Consider the following 18,664-nt stretch of genomic DNA (forward strand, 5'->3'; position numbering starts at 1 on the left):
CCAGTGCGGTTACTCCTGCGGCGTGGTCGTCCTACCTTAGAGGCGTAGGCGGTGCCGGACACTTAAGTGATCCGGCCGACCACCCAAGAAGAAAAGACAGGAGAAACATCATGACCCGCACTCTTTCGCATCTGTTGATTGCAGCGACCCTGACTGTGGCGGCTGCACCGGCCGCATTCGCTGGCACTGGCGGTAACGGCTATCCGAACGAAAACTTGTTCTGGCAATCGAGCGTGTATAGCGAAAAGCTCGCCGTGCCGAGCGCCCAAGTTCGTCAGGAACTGATCGAAGCACAAGCCCAGGGCAAGCTCACGCAGACCGATAGCCAGTACCCGCAGTTGAAGACTTACGGACATCCGGTGGGTGCACGTGTGCAAGGTTCGACCGAATTGATTAACTCGACTTACGCTGGTAGTTAAAAGGCCACGGCGGCCAGGACGATCGACTTCGGATCCTGTCCCGTAGCCCACCGCTCCCGGTGCCTCACACCCCGCGCGATTTTTGCGCGGGGTGTTTCTTTTTGTGCGTCGGGTGGATTCAGGTGGCGAAGTCTGCGAGATGGCGTTCGCCCAGTGGCGTGACGCGCAGGGCGCGCGGTTCACGCGTGGGTTCGAGCCATTTGGCGTGAAGACAGGTGTTAAGCAATGCTGCTCCGAGTGCGCCGCCGAGGTGTGGTTTGCGCTCGCTCCAGTCGGGGCAAGTGCAGGCGAAACGGCGGCGGCGGGCGCGTGCGGAGGTGAGGTCGACGCCGAGTGAGGTGAGGCCGTCGACACCGGCGTCAGTCAGTGCGACGTCGCTGCCGTCGATGCGTATCCAGCGGTGATCGCGCATCCGTGCGAAGAGGTCGACGGCGATCTCGCCGGCGAGATGGTCATAGCAGGTGCGTGCGTGACGCAGCGGAACAGGCGTGCTGCGGCTGACCGGAACCGGGCGCGGACGCAGTTCACGCGTTGCCAACACCGCGCTGGCGAGGGCTTCAATGGCGGCGGCCGTCTCCGGGGTCGCGATGCGGAAGTAGCGATGGCGTCCACGGGCTTCTTGCGCGAGTACACCGCCGTCTACGAGCCGGGCGAGATGGCCGCTAGCGCTAGAAGGGGAGAGCCCGGCGACCAACGCCAGTTCTCCCGCCGGACGGGCCGAGCCGTCCATCAACGCCCAAAGCATCGTCATGCGGCCGCCGTCAGCGAGCAACGCGGCAAGTGAGCTTACGCCGGGGGCGTAATCGCGGGTGAGGTCCATGGTTTGCCTCTGTCGGAGAATATGCTGCGCAGTATAAGTCTCGTGTCCCGCTCGACATTTCAATCCGTCATGAACCATGTCGTATTTGGCGAGCGGCAGAATGACAGCACCTTCTCACTCATACGGATCCATACGCCATGCGTATCGACAAGTCGCCTCCGACGAACGCCCTGGCCGCCGTCACCCACCCCGATCCCTATCCGTATTACCGCGCACTGGCAGAGCAGCGGCCGTTCGATTTCGACGCTTCGCTGGGTATGTGGGTCGCCGCAGGACCGGAGGCGCTTGCCGAGGTGCTTAGCCATCCTGCGCTCGGGGTGCGCCCGGCGGGTGCACGTGTTCCCGCAGCGCTCGCCTCCGGTGCGGCGGGGGCATGGTTCGGGCAGTTGGTTCGCATGAACGACGGCGCAGGGCATTCCACGCTAAAGCCCTGGCTTGCGTCGCAACTGGCGACGCTAACCGTCGATAGGTCAGCGCTCGCGCACGCCAGCGCCGCCGCACTGTTCGATGCACGCCGATTCGCCGAAACGCTCGATGACTACGTTTTTCGTCAGCCGATTTACGCGCTTGCGGCTTGGCTCGGGGTGCCGGAATCACAATGGGTTGACGTATTTGCAAACACCCACGCGCTCGTTGCTGCGATGGCGGAGTCAGCACGCCCTGCGCCAAACTTCGACGTCATCGCACGCGGCCACAACGCGGCAACCGCGCTCACCGACTTCGCCCATCGCTGGCTCACGCGCGATACCGCATCCGATACATGGCTCAGACGTGCCGGCAACCTCGCTGCGCATGACAACACCCTCGACCCGCACGCCCTGACCGCCAACATCGCTGGCCTATTTACGCAAACCCACGACGCCTGTGCCGGGCTGGTCGCCAACGCACTTCGTCGACTCGCGCGTGCCGACGCTCCGCCCTCTACGGCGCCTGTACCGCAAACGCCAGCAACACCGGCACATCTCTCCACCGCCATCGCCGCCGTGGGCGACGTCATTCGCTTCGACCCGCCCGTCCAGAACACGCGACGCTTCCTGCACACGCCCGCCGTGATCTGTGAGCGCCAACTGGCGCGTGGTGACGTGGTGCTCGTCGTGCTTGCCGCCGCGCACGCATCCGCCAATCCGCCCCATCCCTTCCATCATGCCGACACCGCATGGACATTCGGACAAGGGCCGCACGCCTGCCCGGGGCGCTCCCCCGCGAGCACCATCGCAGCCATTGGTGTGCAGACGATCCTCGCCAACGCCCCCGACCTTCTCACGCTAGCCAAGGGCACGGGGTATCACCCGCTTGCCAACGCTCGCATCGCTCGCTTCGGACACGACTAAACGACGCGTTTTATCTGTTGAAATTTACATTCCATCAGATAAAACAACCCGTCGAAATCAACACCCCTTTGCCTATAAGGCTCTCCGGGTGATCGACGCCCTACTACCCAATTTCGGGCACGATGGCGCTTTCGCCGGGCGCGTCGCCCGCTTCACCCGACGCGACGGCCGTCTCGCCCCTCGCTGCTCTCATGTCAGAAAACTATGCCGACGGCATGCCCATGCCCGCCCGGGTCTGGGCCATCGCGACCGTCATGCTCGCCATTTCGCTGTCGGTGCTCGACAGCGCCATCGCCAACGTCGCCCTGCCGACCATCGCGCGCGATCTCAACGCCAGCCCCGCCACCTCGATCTGGATCGTCAACGCGTACCAACTCGCCATCACCATTTCGCTGCTGCCACTCGCCGCGCTCGGTGAAATCGTCGGCTACCGGCGCGTCTATACGGTTGGATTAGCACTGTTCACGCTGGCATCGCTCGCCTGCGCACTCTCCGATTCGCTCGTGACGCTCACGCTCGCGCGCGTCGCCCAGGGCTTCGGCGCGGCCGGCATCATGAGCGTGAACAGCGCACTCGTGAAGATGATTTACCCGCGCGCGTGGTTCGGACGCGGCGTTGCCCTCAATTCGCTGATCGTCGCGGTCTCGTCCGCGGCCGGGCCGACGCTCGCCGCCGGTATCCTCTCCATCGCGCACTGGCCGTGGCTCTTTGCCATCAACGTGCCGCTCGGCATCATCGCGCTGGCCATCGCCATGCGCTCGCTGCCCGACAGCATCCGCGCCTCGCACGCCTTCGACTGGACCGGCGCGCTGCTCAGCGCCCTCACCTTCGGGCTACTGATCTCGGGCATCGACTCGTTCGGCCACGGACAGGAACGCTGGCTCGTTGCCGTCGAGCTTGTCGCCGCGGTCATCATCGGCACGATCTTCGTGCGGCGTCAGCGCACACAGCCGGTGCCGCTGCTGCCCGTCGACTTGTTGCGCATTCCGATTTTCGGCCTATCGATCTGCACGTCGATGGCGTCGTTCTGCGCACAAATGCTCGCGTACGTCGCACTGCCCTTCTATTTGCAAGATTCGCTGGGTTTCGACCACGTGCAGACCGGCCTGCTGATGACGGCGTGGCCGCTGACCATCGCCGTGGTCGCCCCGCTCGCCGGACGCCTGCTCGAGCACTACAAGCCCGGCCTGCTCGGTGCGATCGGCATGACGGCATTCGCGCTCGGTTTGCTCGCCTTGGCCATGCTGCCCGCGCAACCCCAGTCGTGGGACATCGTCTGGCGCATGGCGCTGTGCGGCTTCGGCTTCGGGCTGTTCCAGTCGCCTAACAACTATGCGATGCTCACCGCCGCCCCCGCCCATCGCAGCGGCGGCGCCAGCGGCATGCTGGGCACCGCACGGCTCACCGGGCAAACGACGGGGGCAGCCCTTGTCGCGCTTATCTTCAGCGTGGCACCGCAGGGTTACGGCACGCGTGCGTCGCTGTATGTCGCGGCGGTGTTTGCGGCCGTGGCCGCCGTGGTCAGCAGCCTGCGCACGCTGCCCGCCGCGCAGCCGCCTGCCAAGGCATCGCATGGGTAATCGGCGTCAGGAGCAGCAAAGGGTCGTAAGGGGGCGCAACGGGTCGTAAAGGGCCGCCTGTGGATATCTTGGGACACTAAATTTGGCCGGCCGCCCGGCCGTGCTACACTGCCGACCTTTTACGGCTCGCCTGCATGAGCCGCAATACCATGAGTTTCTGCGCCATCGATTTCGGCACTTCGAATTCAGCCGTCGCTGTCCGCGACGGTGCCGCCATGCGCCTGGTCGAGCTCGAAGCCGGCTACGGCACACTGCCGACGGCCGTGTTCTTCAACGCCGACGAAGGTGGCCGCGCCACGTTCGGCCGCCAGGCCGTCGCGGACTACATCGACGGTTACGACGGGCGCCTGATGCGCTCGCTCAAAAGCCTGCTCGGCTCCTCCCTCATCGAAAGCACCACCGATCTCGGCAACGGCTCGGCGATGCGCTATATCGACATCATCGGCACGTTCCTACGCCACCTGCGCACGCACGCCGTCAAATCCGACGGCAGCGACCTGCGCCAAGTGGTGATGGGCCGCCCGGTGTTCTTCGTCGACGATGATCCGAAAGCGGACGCTGCCGCGCAACGCTCGCTCGAACAAAGCGCTCGCGATGTGGGCTTCCAAGACGTCCATTTCCAGTTCGAACCGATTGCTGCCGCTTTCGATTACGAGTCCCGGCTCACCGAAGAGCAGCAAGTGCTCGTCGTGGACATCGGCGGCGGTACGTCGGACTTTTCGCTCGTGCGCGTCGGCCCGGATCGCGCCCGCCATCTCGAACGTAAAGACGATGTGCTCGCCCACCACGGCGTGCACATTGCCGGGACGGACTTCGACCGCCGTATCGAGCTCGCGACGATTCTGCGCGAGCTCGGCTACAAAGCGCTCGGCCCGGACGGCAAGGAAGTGCCCAACCGCATTTACTTCGATCTGGCCACGTGGCACCTGATCAATACGGTCTACACGCCGAAGCGCGCCGGTGAACTGGCGCTTACCGCTCATTTGTACGCGGACCCGGCGCACCATCGCCGCCTGATGCGCACGGTGGAGCAACGCCTCGGCCACGCACTGGTCGGGCATGCGGAAGACGCGAAGATTGCGGTAGCTGCTGGCGGCGACACCCGCATCGACCTCGCGGTCATCGAGCGTGAACTCGGCGTGGCGTTCTCGGAAACCGGGCTGGTCGATGCTGTGAGCGACGAGATCGCCAGCATCACGGCAGGCGCGGTGCATACGGCGTCGCTCGCGGGGCTGCGTGCCGAAGACGTCGATGCGCTGTACTTCACGGGCGGCTCGACGGGCTTGCGCTGCCTGTCCAGCGCGATGTGCGCGGCCTTCCCCAATGCGACGCCCGTCTTCGGCGACCGCCTCGCCAGCGTGGCGCTTGGGCTCGGCATTCACGCGAAGCGGGTGTTTTCGTAAGCCATCCAGTAGCGACACGGCAATAAAGAAAAGCGCGCGACCTCACGGTCAGCGCGCTTTTTTATTGCTCGCCGCGTCAGGGGGACGCGGGCGCAAACATCACACCAAAATCTGCCAAAGCAGTAGCGTCATCACCAGCCCCACGACGGAGACGATGGTCTGCAACACCGACCAAACCCACAGCGTCTCCTTGAGCTTCAGGCCGAAGTACTCGCGCACCATCCAGAAACCCGCGTCGTTGACGTGGCAGAAGAACACCGACCCTGCCCCAATCGCCAGCGCGATCAGCGAGCCCTGCACCGGCGGCAGATGCATCACCAGCGGTGCGACGATGCCAGCGGTTGTGGTCGTTGCGACCGTTGCAGATCCCGTCGCCTGACGCAACGCCACCGCAATCAGCCATGCCAGCAGAATCAGCGGCATGTGCGTGCCGACGGCCACCTTGCCGATGGTCGTCGCAATACCTGCCGTCACCAACGCTTGCTTCAGACCACCGCCAGCGCCAATCGTCAGCAACAGCCCCGCAATCGGCGGCAACGCGCGACGCAACGTTTCGCCGACGCGGGCACGCGGCAAACCACGGCCCCAGCCCAGCACAACAATCGCCACCACGACCGTCAACGCCAGCGCGATGATCGGCTCACCAAGGAAGTCGAGCGCTTCGAAGATCGGCGTCTCAGGCGTGAGCGCCACCTTCGCCAGCGTGCGGCCCAGCATCAGCACTACGGGCAGCAAGATCACCAACAGCGCTGCGGCAAACGGCGGCGGCGCGAAATCGTCATCACGCTTCGTAAAGAGATCGCCCAGTTGCTGCGGCGCCTCCACATGCAAACGCGGCGCCAGCCACATGCCGTACAGCGGACCGGCCAGAATCACCGCCGGAATCGCAATCAGCAGCCCCAACCCCATCGTCATGCCAAGGTCAGCATGCAGTGCCGACACGGCGATCAGCGGCCCCGGATGCGGCGGCACCAGCGCGTGCAACGTGGTCATGCCCGCGAGTGCCGGGATGGCCACGCGCAGAATCGGCGTGTTCGCGCGGCGTGCCATCACGAAAATGATCGGCACCATCATCACGAGACCCACTTCGAAGAACAACGGCAAGCCGATGATCATCGCCACCACCGCCATCATCCACGGCAATGCGCGGCCTTTGGCGAAGGTCAGCAATACGGTCACGATACGATCGGCCGCGCCGGTATCCGCCATGAGCGCACCGAGCATGGCACCCAGCGCGATGATCATGCCCGCATCGCCCAGAATGCCGCCCGCGCCCTTGCTAAAGGCACTTGCGACGGCATCGAGCGGCAAGCCTGCGCCTAGCCCCGCGATGAACGTGCCGAGCAGAATCGACAGGAACGGCGAGAGTTTGAGCGCGCTGATGAAAAGAATGATGGCGACGAGGCCGACGAGGCAGGACAGCATTAGACGCGTGTCGTGCGCTGCCCAGGGCACGACGTGGTTGACTAGCTCCACGATGATCCTTGATGACGAGAAACAAAAACACCGGCGCGACGCACGCGGGGAGGCGGCATCGAACCGGTGTGCGCAGGCATTGTGCTACTCGTGGCGGCCGCTTGCACGCAAGGGGCGCAACGCCCCGTGACACGGGGCAGGCGGGGTGCGGCGGCAAGTTTCAGGTGTCGAAACATCGCCGCCGCCGAGTGCGTTACTGGAACGCGACTTCGTTGAAACTGCGGAGTTTGCGGCTGTGCAGACGGTCCAGACCGTTATCGCGCAGCAACTCCATGGCCTTCACGCCGATCTTCAAGTGCTGATCGACCCGCTCGCGATAGAACCGGTCAGCCATGCCCGGCAACTTCAACTCGCCGTGCAACGGCTTGTCGCTCACGCAGAGCAGCGTGCCGTACGGCACACGGAAGCGGAAACCGTTCGCGGCAATGGTCGCGCTTTCCATATCGAGCGCAATCGCGCGGCTCTGGCTCATTCGCTGCACCGGCTCGCGGTGATCGCGCAGCTCCCAGTTACGGTTATCGACGGTCACCACCGTGCCCGTGCGCATCACGCGTTTGAGTTCGAAATCGTCCAGTTGCGTCACGTCGGCCACGGCACGCTCAAGCGCCACCTGCACTTCGGCCAGAGGCGGCACCGGCACCCACAGCGGCAGATCATCGTCGAGTACATGGTCTTCACGCACATAGCCGTGCGCCAGGCAGTAGTCGCCGAGCCGCTGCGAATTACGCAAGCCCGCGCAATGGCCTAGCATCACCCACGCATGCGGGCGCAGCACGGCAATGTGATCGGTGATGGTCTTGGCGTTGGACGGGCCGACGCCGATGTTCACCATCGTGATACCGGTGTTGTCCGCGCGCACGAGGTGATACGCAGGCATTTGCGGCAGCCGCGGCGGCGGCGTGCCCTCCGACTCGCGCACCGCGATGTTCTGGTTCCAATGAATCACATTGCCCGGCTCGACAAACGCTAGGTACTGGCTGCGGTACTCGCGCAGCGCCGGGTCGTCGGTCGCGCTCATCAACTCGCGGCCCAGCTCGACGAACTCGTCGATGTAGAACTGGTAGTTGGTGAACAACACGTAATTCTGGAAGTTCTCGGGCGACGTCGCCGTGTAGTGACGCAGTCGGTGCAGCGAGTAGTCGACGCGCGGCGCGGTGAACAACGCGAGCGGCAGAATTTCGTCGGGCAGCGGATCGCGCGTGCCGTTGACGATACTGTCGTCCATGGTCGCGAGATCGGGCACGTCGAACACGGTGCGCATGGCGCGCAGGTGCGACTGGTCGAGATCGCCTTCCAGATACACGCCGTCTCGATAGGCGAAGTGCACCGGAATCGGCTCGTCGGACACGCCCACCTCGAATGCCACCCCATGGTTATGGGCAAGGCGACGCAACTGTTCGATGTAGTAGCTCTCGAAGAGATCGGGACGCGTGACTGTCGTCTGATAGCTGCCCGGGCCCGACACGAAGCCGTAAGACAGGCGCTTGTCGAGCTGGGTGATGTCTTCGGTGGTGATGCGGATGAAAGGATAGTGCGCGCTTACACGGCGCGCCGATTCCTTCTCAGTGGAAAATCGCTCGAATGCCGCACGCAGATAAGCGGTGTTGGCGTCGTAGATCGTCTTCAGGTAGGCGACCGCTTCCACCGGGTCAGAGATCGATCGGGTGGCGTGGACCGGTTCTTGTTCGGACATGCGCAAACCTCTTCTGTCTTTTTCATGATGTCGAGTATGCGCCTATTGTGACACGACTGTATGACGCTCGCGGCACGGCGTTTTGCGCCGATTTGGCGGTGATTCGGTCTCGATTTCATCCCGATTCCGTCCCGATTCCCGCCCACCGCGAACGCCTTTCCCGCAACCGGCGTCAGTCCTCCAGACGCATGCCGACCTTGAGCGTCACCTGCCAGTGCGCGACCTTGCCGTCTTCGATATGCCCGCGCGTCTCCGTGATTTCGAACCAGTTCAGATTGCGCAAGGTCTTGCTCGCACGCTCGATGGCCCCTTTGACAGCGTCGTCGATAGACTTCGTGGACGAGCCGGTGAGTTCGATCTGCTTATAGACATGCTGCGTCATGACTGCCTCCCAAGAGGTTGTTGGAGTAAAACGTCACAAAACGTCATAAACCGTCAGGAACGTCTCACCCTACGCGCATGCCCTGCGCGCGACAAGTCGGGCTTGTCCGACAACACTGTGGGGAGGGTCTTGCGTCAGGACCGCGGGGAATCTACGACGGCGCTGTCGTCGCCGTCGCCTTCGTCGTCGATGCGCTCAGCGTGCGCGTCGTGCGCAGCGTCATGCGGATTGCCCAGCGCATCGGGTCCGCGCAGCGCCGCCGGTACGACCGTGTCGAGCGGCTTAGGCACCACGCTAGAAAGATTGCGGCGCACCTTTTGCAGTAGCTGCATCAGTTGCACGGTCTCGAACGCGGTCAGCCCGCTCAGCGCTTCGTTGCGCACTTCGTCGGAGAGCGCACGCGCCACGGTCAGTTGCTCGACCGCCGCTCGCGTGACGTATAGACGATTCAGGCGCGGGTCGCGCGCATCGGGGCGGCGGCGCACCCAACCGGCCTCTTCCATGCGCTCAAGCGAGCGCGCCAGGCTCTGCGGTGGGACTTCGAGAATATCGGCCAACACGGTCTGGCTCACGCCGCGATTGTCGGCGAGATAGACCAGCAGGCGACACTGCGCGCGCGTCATCGGCAGTGTGCGCTGGGCAAACTGCTCGAAGCGGCGCCCGTACAGACGTTGAACGTCTGCGACGAGAAAGCCGAAACGTTGGGCGGAATCGGTCATTTTCATAGAGCCGCATTATGATAAACATGTTTACGTTTATCAAGCGACCAAACAATTACGTCGGACTCCTTGGCTGACACCGCCCGCCGACACCGGCGCCACCAGCACATTACGCGGCAGCCTCGTTCGGGCCGTCCTGCCCGCTGCCGTGGCCGAGCCAGTCAAGCGCCCCTTCCCCAGCCGTCTGCGCCCCCGGGCCTGCACGCCGGATCGCCACGCCCACCGCCAGCACATCGATCGCCGCCAGATGCAAAATACGCGCGATCATCGTCACGTGCGCGCCCATCGTCTCGACATGATCGTTCGGCAGCACCAACGTGGCCTTGCGCGCGAGGGGCGAATTGCGCGATGTCAGGGCGATGACCTTCGCACCGCGTCCGATCGCAATATCCACGGCACGGTTCAGGTCAGTCGAGCGCCCCGATGCCGAGATCGCCACCACCACGTCGCCCTCGCTGAGCAAGCCTGCCGACGCCTGCAACAGATACGGGTCGCCATAGGCAATCGTCGGCATGCCGAAGCGGAAGAACTTGTAATGGGCGTCTTGCGCAATCACGCCTGAGTTGCCCAATCCATAGAACTCGATACGACGTGCCCCGTCGAGCAGCGACACCGCCGCCTCGACGGTTTTCGCGTCGAGATGCTCGCGCAGTTGCAGAATCGACGAAACCGTGTTGTCGAGCACCTTGGCGCTGAACTCGGCTGCGGTATCGCCCACGTGCACTTGCCCGTGACGCACCGGCAGCGTGCCCGTGAGCGCACCCGCTAACTTGAGTTTGAAATCCGACAACCCCTGACAACCCAGCTTGCGGCAGAACCGGATGACGGTCGGCTGACTGACACGCGCCAGACGCGCGATCTCCGACACCGGCTCGGCGAGCAGCGCACGCGGCTGCTTGAGCGTGAGCTCTGCAACGCGTTGCTCCGCCGGACTCAGACGGTCGCGCAGGCGGTGCAAACGGTCGATCAACGCGCCCGCGCCTGTCGCGTGGGTGCCTAACTGTTCGGTAAGAATCGCCGACGTGCCGAGAAATGCAGGGTGATCGGCGGTAATGACGAACGTCGGAATCTTCTTCAGATAGGCCTCGAAGCGCCCCTTGGCCTCAAACCGCGCCCGGAACGGCGAGTCCTCGAACAGCTTGCCGAGCTTGGGAATCACACCGCCGCCCAGATACACGCCGCCGACTGCGCCCAGCGACACGGCGACATTGCCAGCCAACGTGCCGAGCATGGCGCAGAAGCAATCGACCGTCTCGCGCGCAAGGGCGTCGCCGTCCTGCGCGAGTTTCACGATATCCGGGGTTTCGAGCGCTTCGACACGTTGTTTCGCCCGCAGGGCCAACGCTTGATAAACCAGCGCCATCCCGGGGCCAGCGACCAAACGCTCGAACGAGACATGTTCGAAGTGCTGCCACGCATAGCGCAACACGTCGACCTCGCGCTCATCCGCCGGGGAAAACGTGGTGTGCCCCCCTTCGCTGCCTAGCGCAATCCATCGATCGCCGGCGGGAATCAACCCCGACACGCCCACGCCGGTGCCCGGGCCAAGCAGGCCGAGCACGCCGTTCGGTCGAGGCTCGCCGCCGCCGACCTGATGCTTCTGCGCTTCCGTCAGATACGGCAACGCCATCGCCAACGCGGTGAAGTCGTTCACAACGAGCAACGTCTCGAACCGCAGCGCACGACGCGTGGCTTCGATCGAGAAGTGCCAGTCTCGATTGGTCATCTGGATCTCGTCGCCCTCGATCGGATTGGCAATCGCGATCGCCGCATGGCGTACAGGTTCAGCGTGATCGGCTTCATCGAGATAGGCACGAATGACTTCCGGCACACCGGCATAGTCGTCGCAAGCATAGTCACGAATTTCAACGAGATCGCCCGGCGCGATTTCGAGTGCGAACCGCGCATTGGTACCGCCAATGTCGGCGAGCAGCCGCGGGCCGCTCACGTGCGGGGGGTTATTCCTCACTCCAGAAGACATCGATCTTCACTCCTTCACGGTGAATCAGTCGGGAGATGGCGTTGTCCTGCGGCTGCGCCTGTGCGGCTTCGAGAACAGCGCGCTTGGCCTTGCCCTGAATCTGCAACAGCAGCCGCTCGCTCGCAGCCAGCGCCGATAGCGACCACGACACGCGGGTGTAAGGGGCATGCTGCGGCTGCACGAGCACAAACTTTTCTTGCGTCGTGATGGCCTCGTGCCACTGTGGCGCGTCCGCGAAGAGCGATGCCGTGTGACCGTCTTCGCCCATGCCAAGCACGCAGACTTGTGGCACACCATGCGTCCAAGTGTCGTTGAGCGTGCGCACTTGCAGCTCGGCGTCGGCGGTCGTATCGACTAGCGGCAGCCACTGCGCGCCCTTGGCGCCCGGCAGCAACGTTTCGCCGATCAACCGGGCGTTGCTGTCGGCATGCGCATCAGGAAGCCAGCGATCGTCGACGAGGGTGATGTTGATGTCGCGCCATGCCACAGGCAGGCGCGCGAGTTGCGCGAGAAACGGCTTGGGGCTCGTGCCGCCCGACAGCGCGAGCAGCGCGCGTGGGCGAATCGTCAGCGCTTCGTCCAACCCGGCCACAACGGCGTTGGCCAACGCATGGGCCTGCGCTTCGCGGGTCGGATATGTCCGCCAGTGGATCATGTTGTGTGTCTCCTTGCGCTTGGGCGCCGGTCGGCCAAGCTCGCTGCCTGGCAACGCCCGCGCCGTGTTGTCCTCGCTCAGTTGTCCTCTTCCACCCAGCAAGTGCCGTATTGCGCGAGCAGTGCGCTCGCGGCGGGCGGCCCCCACGTACCGGCGGCATAACGCTTTGGCCCCTTGTGCTGACGCGCCCAGTACGCCTGAATCGGTGCCACCCAACGCCACGCCTGCTCCTGCTCGTCGCGCCGCACGAACAGCGCAAGTCGTCCGTGAATGACATCGAGCAACAAACGCTCGTACGCGTCCATGCGGTGCCCCTTGAAGAACTGGTCGAACGCCAGATCCAAATGCACCGATTGCAGATTCATACCCTCGCCCGGCTGCTTCGCCAGACAGTAGAGGCGCATCGATTCGTTCGGCTGCAAGCGAATGACGAGACGGTTAGCGCCCGCATGCGCCGTCGCTTCGCCCAACAGCGGATACGGCGTGGCGCGATAGTTCACCACGATCTCCGCGACGCGCTCGCCCAGCCGCTTACCGGTGCGCAGGAAGAACGGCACGCCCGCCCAGCGCCAATTGTCGATCTCGACCTTGAGCGCGACGAAGGTTTCGGTCTGGCTGTCCGACGGCACACCCGGCTCGTCGGTGTAGGCCGGGACGGCCGTCTTGCCGATGGCCCCCGCGCCGTACTGCCCTCGCACCACATTGCGCGCCACGGTGTCGTCGTCGAGCGCACGCAGCGAGCGCAACACGCGCAGCTTCTCGTCGCGCACGGCGTCGGCGTCCATGGCAAATGGCGGCTCCATCGCGACGATGGCGAGCAATTGCAGCAAGTGGTTCTGCACCATGTCGCGCAACGCGCCCGTCTGCTCGTAGAACTCGCCCCGTCCCTCCACGCCCAGTTCCTCGGCAATGGTGATCTGAATGCTTTCGATCAGATCGCGACGCCACATCGGCTCGAAAATCGCATTGCCGAAGCGCAACGCGAGCAGGTTCTGCACCGCCTCTTTCCCGAGGTAGTGATCGATACGATAAATCTGGTCTTCACGGAAGATCGCGCCGACGGCATCGTTGATCGCGACTGACGACGCGAGATCATGGCCGAGCGGCTTCTCGAGCACGATGCGGCCATTCTCGTTGAGCTTCGCGCTGTGCAAGCCTTCGCAAATCGGAATGAACAGCGACGGCCCGGTCGCCAGATAGAAAATGCGCACACCCTCGCGTTTGGCCAGCCGTTCGGCCAGCGTGTCGAACTCGGCTTTGCGTCCCAGATCGAGGGGCATGTAGTCGATGGTGGCGAGAAAGCGCTTCCATTGCGCCTCGTCCCAGACATCGGCCCCGATATGCGCGCGCACGTGTTGCTCGCACCACGCGTGATACGCCTGCGCGTCCATCGGGCTGCGGGCGACGGCCAGGATATTGCCGACGTCGTCTAACTCGCCGGTACAGAACGCGCGAAACAGGGCGGGCAGCACCTTGCGTAGCGACAAATCGCCGGTGGCGCCGAACAAAACAAAGGTATAGGGTGAAGGCGTGGTCATGGAGAGCGTGGACTCCGTGCGGTCGGAACGTGAAATCACCCGCGCCACTTAGGTTTCCGGCGTTGCAGGCGATTTCGGACGTCACTGGGAAAGCGCGACTTTGACACTGCATTGTAGTTTAACTACACTGCAATTCAACAAAAACTCGTGCTTTGACTACAAAGCCACCCGCCCACAACCTCCCGGAATCACCATGTCCCAGTCTTCGCACAATGTGTCGTTGCATCCGGTGGTCAAGCGCGTGACTGAGCGCCTCATCGAACGCAGCCGAAAGTCTCGGCAGGCTTATCTAGAAGGTGTCGAGCGCGCCACCAAGGGCCAGCCCGGGCGTGAGTCGCTCGGCTGCGCAAATCTGGCCCACGCACTGGCGGCCGCCCCTGCCGACGATCGTCTGAAAATCCGTAGCGAGCGCTCGCCCAACATCGGCATCGTCACCGCCTACAACGACATGCTCTCGGCGCACGCGCCGTTCGTCGAATTTCCGGATGTGATCAAGTCAGCCGCGCGCGCGCACGGCGCGAGCGCTCAAGTCGCAGGCGGCGTGCCCGCGATGTGCGACGGCGTGACGCAAGGCTACGCAGGGATGGAGTTGTCGCTGTTTTCGCGCGACGTGATCGCCATGGCCGCTATCGTCGCGCTCTCGCACCAGATGTTCGACGCGGCGATGTTCCTTGGCGTGTGCGACAAGATCGTGCCGGGCTTGGTGATCGGCGCGCAGGCGTTCGGTCATTTACCCGCGGTGTTTGCCCCCGCCGGTCCGATGCCCTCGGGGCTGCCGAACGACGAGAAGTCGCGTATTCGTCAGGAATTTGCGGCCGGTCGCGTGAACCGTGCTGCGCTGCTCGACAGCGAACTTGCGGCGTATCACACGGAAGGCACCTGCACGTTCTACGGCACGGCCAACAGCAATCAGATGCTCATGGAGTTCATGGGACTGCATTTGCCGGGCGCGTCGTTCGTGAATCCGCATACGCCGCTGCGCCACGCGCTCACGCAGGCGGCCACGGCACGCGCAGTGGCGCTGGCCAAGTCCGGCATCAATACCTCGCATATTCTCGATGAGCGAGCCTTCATCAACGGCGTCGTCGGCTTGCTTGCCACCGGCGGCTCGACCAATCACACACTGCACCTCGTCGCCATGGCCCATGCGGGCGGCATTTTGCTCGACTGGCAAGACTTCGCTGAACTCTCCGACGTCACACCGTTGCTCGCACACGTGTATCCGAACGGCAAGGCCGACGTGAATCAGTTTCACGCGGCCGGTGGGCTGAACTTCCTGATTCGGGAATTGCTCGACGCCGGGTTCTTGCACAACGACGTGACGACCGTGATGGGTCACGGCTTGCGCGCCTACACGCAAGAGGCGACGCTGCGCGACGACGTGCTCTCTTGGCAGGATGCCCCGGCGCAAAGCCTCGATGAAAACATCGTGCGCCCGGCCTCGCGACCGTTTGCGACCGAAGGTGGTTTGCGCATGCTCGCGGGCAATCTCGGCCGCGCGGTGATCAAGTCGTCCGCTGTCAAACCGGAGCATCAGAACGTGCGCGCCCCCGCCCGTGTGTTTCCCGATCAGGAGTCGGCGCAGGCCGCGTTCAAGGCGGGCGAACTCACGCGCGACGTTGTCGTCGTGGTCCGCTTTCAAGGCCCGCGCGCGAACGGCATGCCGGAGTTGCATAAGCTCATGCCGATGCTGGGTCTTTTGCAGGATGAAGGCCATCGCGTGGCACTGGTCACCGACGGACGCATGTCAGGCGCGTCGGGCAAGGTGCCAGCGGCCATCCATCTGTCGCCCGAAGCCGAGCAAGGCGGCATGCTTGCACGCGTGCAAGACGGCGACATCATCTCGATCGACTGCGAAAACAACGTGCTGCACGTGGAAGTCGACGACGCGACGCTGGCGGCACGCACGCCCGAACCGGTGCCGCAACGCGCGTTCGACCCTTGGCGTAACGTCTTCGGCTTGTTCCGCAACAACGTAGGCGCTGCGCCTCATGGTGCCTGCGTGCTGTTCAACGACGCCGATTATCCGGCGGGGTCCTAATCGTGCTTGTCGAGTGTTTTGCGCGTACTGCGAGGCACTCGACGAGGCTTGGCGGTGGCGGCGGGCCGTGCCTTCTGCGCACCGCGTTGCCGCTCCACCGCCGCCTGCTCGCGGATCATTTCGATGAGCGCTCGCAAGCCTGCGGGCGCATGACGACGGCTCGGATAGTACAAACTCACGCCATCGAGCGGCGGCGTCCACGGTTCAAGCACGCGCACCAGCGTGCCCGCTTGCAGATCGGCCTCGACATTCCATTCGGTCAAATACGCCAACCCTAGCCCCGCGCGCGCCGCTTGCAGCATCAGGTCGGGTTCATCGAGCGTGAGCACCCCATCCACGTCGACGCGCACGGCCTCCCCGTGACGCTCGAATTCCCAGTGATAAATTACGCCGCTCGGCATCCGCATGCGGATGCACGGGTGGGCCAGCAGATCGGACGGGGCGCGGGGCGGCTTGTGACGCGTGAAGTAGTCCGGGCTTCCGACGACAGCGAAGCGTAGCGAACCACCGAAGGGCACGGCCACCATGTCTTGCGGCACCGCCTCCGTGAGCCGGATGCCCGCATCGAACCCGCCCGCCACGATATCGATCATCTTTCCCTCGGTGACGATATCGAGCTTCATTTCCGGATATCGACACAGGAATTCGAGAAAAATCGGCATCACCACGCGCGCCGCACCCGCCGATGTATTGATCCGCAGCACGCCCGACACCGTGTCGCGAAAGCTGCCTGCCTGTTCAATGGCCACACGAATGGTGGACAGCGCGGGCGCCACGCTGTCGACGAACTGCGCACCCGCCGCCGAGAGCGACACGCTGCGCGTTGTGCGATTAAAGAGCCGCACGCCGATGCGCGCCTCCAGCCCCGCCACGGCATGACTCAGGGCCGACGTCGAGACGCCCATCTCGTTCGCCGCCGCGCGGAAATTGCGATGACGCGCCACCGCCAGGACCGCTTCGAGTTCGCTCAGACCGGAGGTTTTCATTGTCCTAAATCTCTCAACGTGACGTGCCAGATTGTACGGCTACTCAACACAATGCGCCGCGCCTATGATGAATCGTCATCCCCCCACACCGAGAGCAGTCATGCAAATCATCGACAAGATTTATATCGACGGCGCCTTCGTCACCCCGCACGGCGATGAACCCTTCGACCTCATCAATCCGTCCACCGAACAAGTGATCGGCCGTGTACGCCTCGCCGACGCACAAGACGCACGCGACGCCATTGCCGCCGCAAAACGCGCATTTCCGGCGTTCTCGCGCACCAGCAAGCGCGAGCGCATCGATATGCTCAAACGCATGCATGCCGCTGTGTTGGCGCGTGAGAGCGATCTCTTCGATGCCATCGTCGAAGAATACGGCGCGCCGATCTCGCGCGCCGGATGGATGGCGAAGCACGCAAGCGATGTGCTGCTCCAAGCCGCCAAGGTGCTGGAGAACTACTCGTTCACGCGTACGGCGGGGACTGCCGAAGTCGTGATGCAACCGCTCGGCGTTGCCGGACTTATCACCCCGTGGAACAGCGATGCGGGCTTCATCTGCGGCAAGCTCGCCGCAGCGTTGTCGGCGGGCTGCACGGCAGTCCTCAAACCCAGCGAATTGAGTGCGATTCAGACACGTATCGTGACCGAGGCATTGCACGCGGCCGACCTGCCACGCGGTGTTTTCAACATCGTCACGGGCCGTGGTGAAACGGTCGGCGCGGAGATCAGCAGCCACCCCGATATCGCGAAGATTTCGTTCACGGGATCTACCGCTGTCGGTAAAACCATTTTGCGTTCAGCCGCCGACACGTTGAAACGCGTGACGCTTGAGCTCGGCGGCAAGTCCCCGTTCATCGTGCTCGATGATGCGAACTTCGACGAAGTGGTGCCGATGGCGCTCGGCGCAGGCTTCATGAACAGCGGGCAAGCTTGCATTGCAGGCACGCGCATTCTCGTAGCGCAGCACCGGCTCGCAGAATTCGAAGCCCGCGTGGCGGAAGAAGCCGCACGCACGCAAGCGGGCGACCCGCACGATCCGAACTCCACCGTCGGTCCGATGGTGAACCGCAAGCAATGGGAGCGCGTGCAGGGCTACATTCGCGTGGGTATCGATGAAGGCGCCCGTTTGATCGCTGGCGGTGAAGGGCGACCGGAGGGCATCGACGCCGGGTGGTTCGTGCGACCCACGGTATTTAGCGACGTGACGAACGACATGCGCATCGCTCGCGAAGAAATCTTCGGCCCGGTGCTGTCGATCATTGCCTATCGCGATATCGAAGACGCAATTGCCATCGCCAACGACACGCTCTACGGCTTGCAGGCGTATGTGTTTGGCGCGGACAACGCCCGCGCACGCGAAGTCGCTGCGCGGATCGAAGCGGGTCGCGTGATGGTCAACACACTCAACCATGAGCCTGCCGCACCGTTTGGCGGCTTCAAGCAGTCGGGTATTGGCCGCGAATACGGCACCTACGGATTAGAGGCGTTTCTCGAACCGCAAGCGTTCCTCAGCGCACAGTAAAAGCGTAAAAGCGCCTGCGCGCAGCCCCCCTTTGATGGCGTCAAGAATCTTGACGCCATTTTTATCTCCCCATCCCTAGACTGGCCTCGTTGTCACTTTAGTCGCTCGCCGACACGCT

At 63.7% G+C, this 18,664-nt stretch carries 15 protein-coding genes; 6 read left to right on the top strand and 9 right to left on the bottom strand.

Going from position 1 to position 18,664, the window contains the following annotated elements; genetic code table 11:
* The first annotated feature begins 110 nt into the window (after positions 1–110).
* Positions 111–419 (top strand): DUF4148 domain-containing protein, encoded by a 309-nt coding sequence (locus tag ACPWR9_RS22315; protein WP_426300821.1) that lies wholly within the window; start codon positions 111–113, stop codon positions 417–419.
* A 118-nt stretch (positions 420–537) separates the two neighbouring features.
* Here ACPWR9_RS22315 and ACPWR9_RS22320 read toward each other — a convergent pair whose 3' ends face one another.
* Positions 538–1,239: an ArsR/SmtB family transcription factor gene (locus ACPWR9_RS22320; RefSeq protein WP_426300823.1), complete on the bottom strand. Its 702-nt coding sequence runs from the start codon at positions 1,237–1,239 to the stop codon at positions 538–540.
* Positions 1,240–1,376: 137 nt separating this feature from the next.
* Here ACPWR9_RS22320 and ACPWR9_RS22325 point away from each other — a divergent pair, with 137 nt between their 5' ends.
* From ACPWR9_RS22325 to ACPWR9_RS22335, 3 genes are all read left to right on the top strand, one after another.
* Entirely contained in the window at positions 1,377–2,570 is a 1,194-nt protein-coding gene (locus tag ACPWR9_RS22325) for a cytochrome (protein WP_426300825.1), read from the top strand.
* A gap of 191 nt (positions 2,571–2,761) precedes the next feature.
* Entirely contained in the window at positions 2,762–4,150 is a 1,389-nt protein-coding gene (locus ACPWR9_RS22330; RefSeq protein WP_426300827.1) for an MFS transporter, read from the top strand.
* A gap of 149 nt (positions 4,151–4,299) precedes the next feature.
* Complete coding sequence (locus ACPWR9_RS22335) at positions 4,300–5,553, top strand: Hsp70 family protein (protein WP_426301043.1); 1,254 nt, start codon at positions 4,300–4,302, stop codon at positions 5,551–5,553.
* 99 nt (positions 5,554–5,652) lie between these two features.
* Here ACPWR9_RS22335 and ACPWR9_RS22340 read toward each other — a convergent pair whose 3' ends face one another.
* The 7 genes from ACPWR9_RS22340 to zwf form a co-directional block, all read right to left on the bottom strand.
* Positions 5,653–6,978 carry a gluconate:H+ symporter gene (locus tag ACPWR9_RS22340; RefSeq protein WP_426301045.1) on the bottom strand — a complete coding sequence of 442 codons (1,326 nt, stop codon included), beginning with the start codon at positions 6,976–6,978 and terminating at the stop codon, positions 5,653–5,655.
* 244 nt (positions 6,979–7,222) lie between these two features.
* Positions 7,223–8,722, bottom strand: a complete 1,500-nt coding sequence (locus ACPWR9_RS22345) for an AMP nucleosidase (RefSeq protein WP_426300829.1) — start codon at positions 8,720–8,722, stop codon at positions 7,223–7,225.
* 172 nt (positions 8,723–8,894) lie between these two features.
* The gene (locus tag ACPWR9_RS22350) at positions 8,895–9,104 is read right to left on the bottom strand and encodes a dodecin (protein ID WP_150681882.1); all 210 of its coding nucleotides are present in this window, start codon (positions 9,102–9,104) and stop codon (positions 8,895–8,897) included.
* Between the two features lie 134 nt (positions 9,105–9,238).
* Entirely contained in the window at positions 9,239–9,823 is a 585-nt protein-coding gene (locus ACPWR9_RS22355) for a MarR family winged helix-turn-helix transcriptional regulator (protein ID WP_426300831.1), read from the bottom strand.
* A gap of 109 nt (positions 9,824–9,932) precedes the next feature.
* The gene (locus ACPWR9_RS22360; protein WP_426300833.1) at positions 9,933–11,804 is read right to left on the bottom strand and encodes a bifunctional transcriptional regulator/glucokinase; all 1,872 of its coding nucleotides are present in this window, start codon (positions 11,802–11,804) and stop codon (positions 9,933–9,935) included.
* Positions 11,782–12,459 (bottom strand): 6-phosphogluconolactonase, encoded by a 678-nt coding sequence (gene pgl / locus ACPWR9_RS22365; RefSeq protein WP_426300835.1) that lies wholly within the window; start codon positions 12,457–12,459, stop codon positions 11,782–11,784. The genes ACPWR9_RS22360 and pgl overlap by 23 nt, the downstream gene beginning before the upstream one ends.
* A gap of 77 nt (positions 12,460–12,536) precedes the next feature.
* Positions 12,537–13,997 carry a glucose-6-phosphate dehydrogenase gene (zwf, locus tag ACPWR9_RS22370; protein WP_426300837.1) on the bottom strand — a complete coding sequence of 487 codons (1,461 nt, stop codon included), beginning with the start codon at positions 13,995–13,997 and terminating at the stop codon, positions 12,537–12,539.
* 193 nt (positions 13,998–14,190) lie between these two features.
* On the opposite strand from zwf, the gene edd reads away from it, so the two are divergent.
* Positions 14,191–16,038, top strand: a complete 1,848-nt coding sequence (gene edd / locus ACPWR9_RS22375; RefSeq protein WP_426300839.1) for a phosphogluconate dehydratase — start codon at positions 14,191–14,193, stop codon at positions 16,036–16,038.
* Here the strand turns inward: edd and ACPWR9_RS22380 are convergent.
* Positions 16,035–17,024 (bottom strand): LysR family transcriptional regulator, encoded by a 990-nt coding sequence (locus tag ACPWR9_RS22380; RefSeq protein WP_426300841.1) that lies wholly within the window; start codon positions 17,022–17,024, stop codon positions 16,035–16,037. The genes edd and ACPWR9_RS22380 overlap by 4 nt on opposite strands.
* Positions 17,025–17,124: 100 nt before the next feature.
* Here ACPWR9_RS22380 and ACPWR9_RS22385 point away from each other — a divergent pair, with 100 nt between their 5' ends.
* Complete coding sequence (locus ACPWR9_RS22385; RefSeq protein WP_426300843.1) at positions 17,125–18,546, top strand: aldehyde dehydrogenase family protein; 1,422 nt, start codon at positions 17,125–17,127, stop codon at positions 18,544–18,546.
* The last annotated feature ends 118 nt before the right edge of the window (positions 18,547–18,664 follow it).

Source organism: Pandoraea pneumonica, from assembly GCF_049918595.1.
GTDB classification, from domain to species: domain Bacteria; phylum Pseudomonadota; class Gammaproteobacteria; order Burkholderiales; family Burkholderiaceae; genus Pandoraea; species Pandoraea pneumonica_A.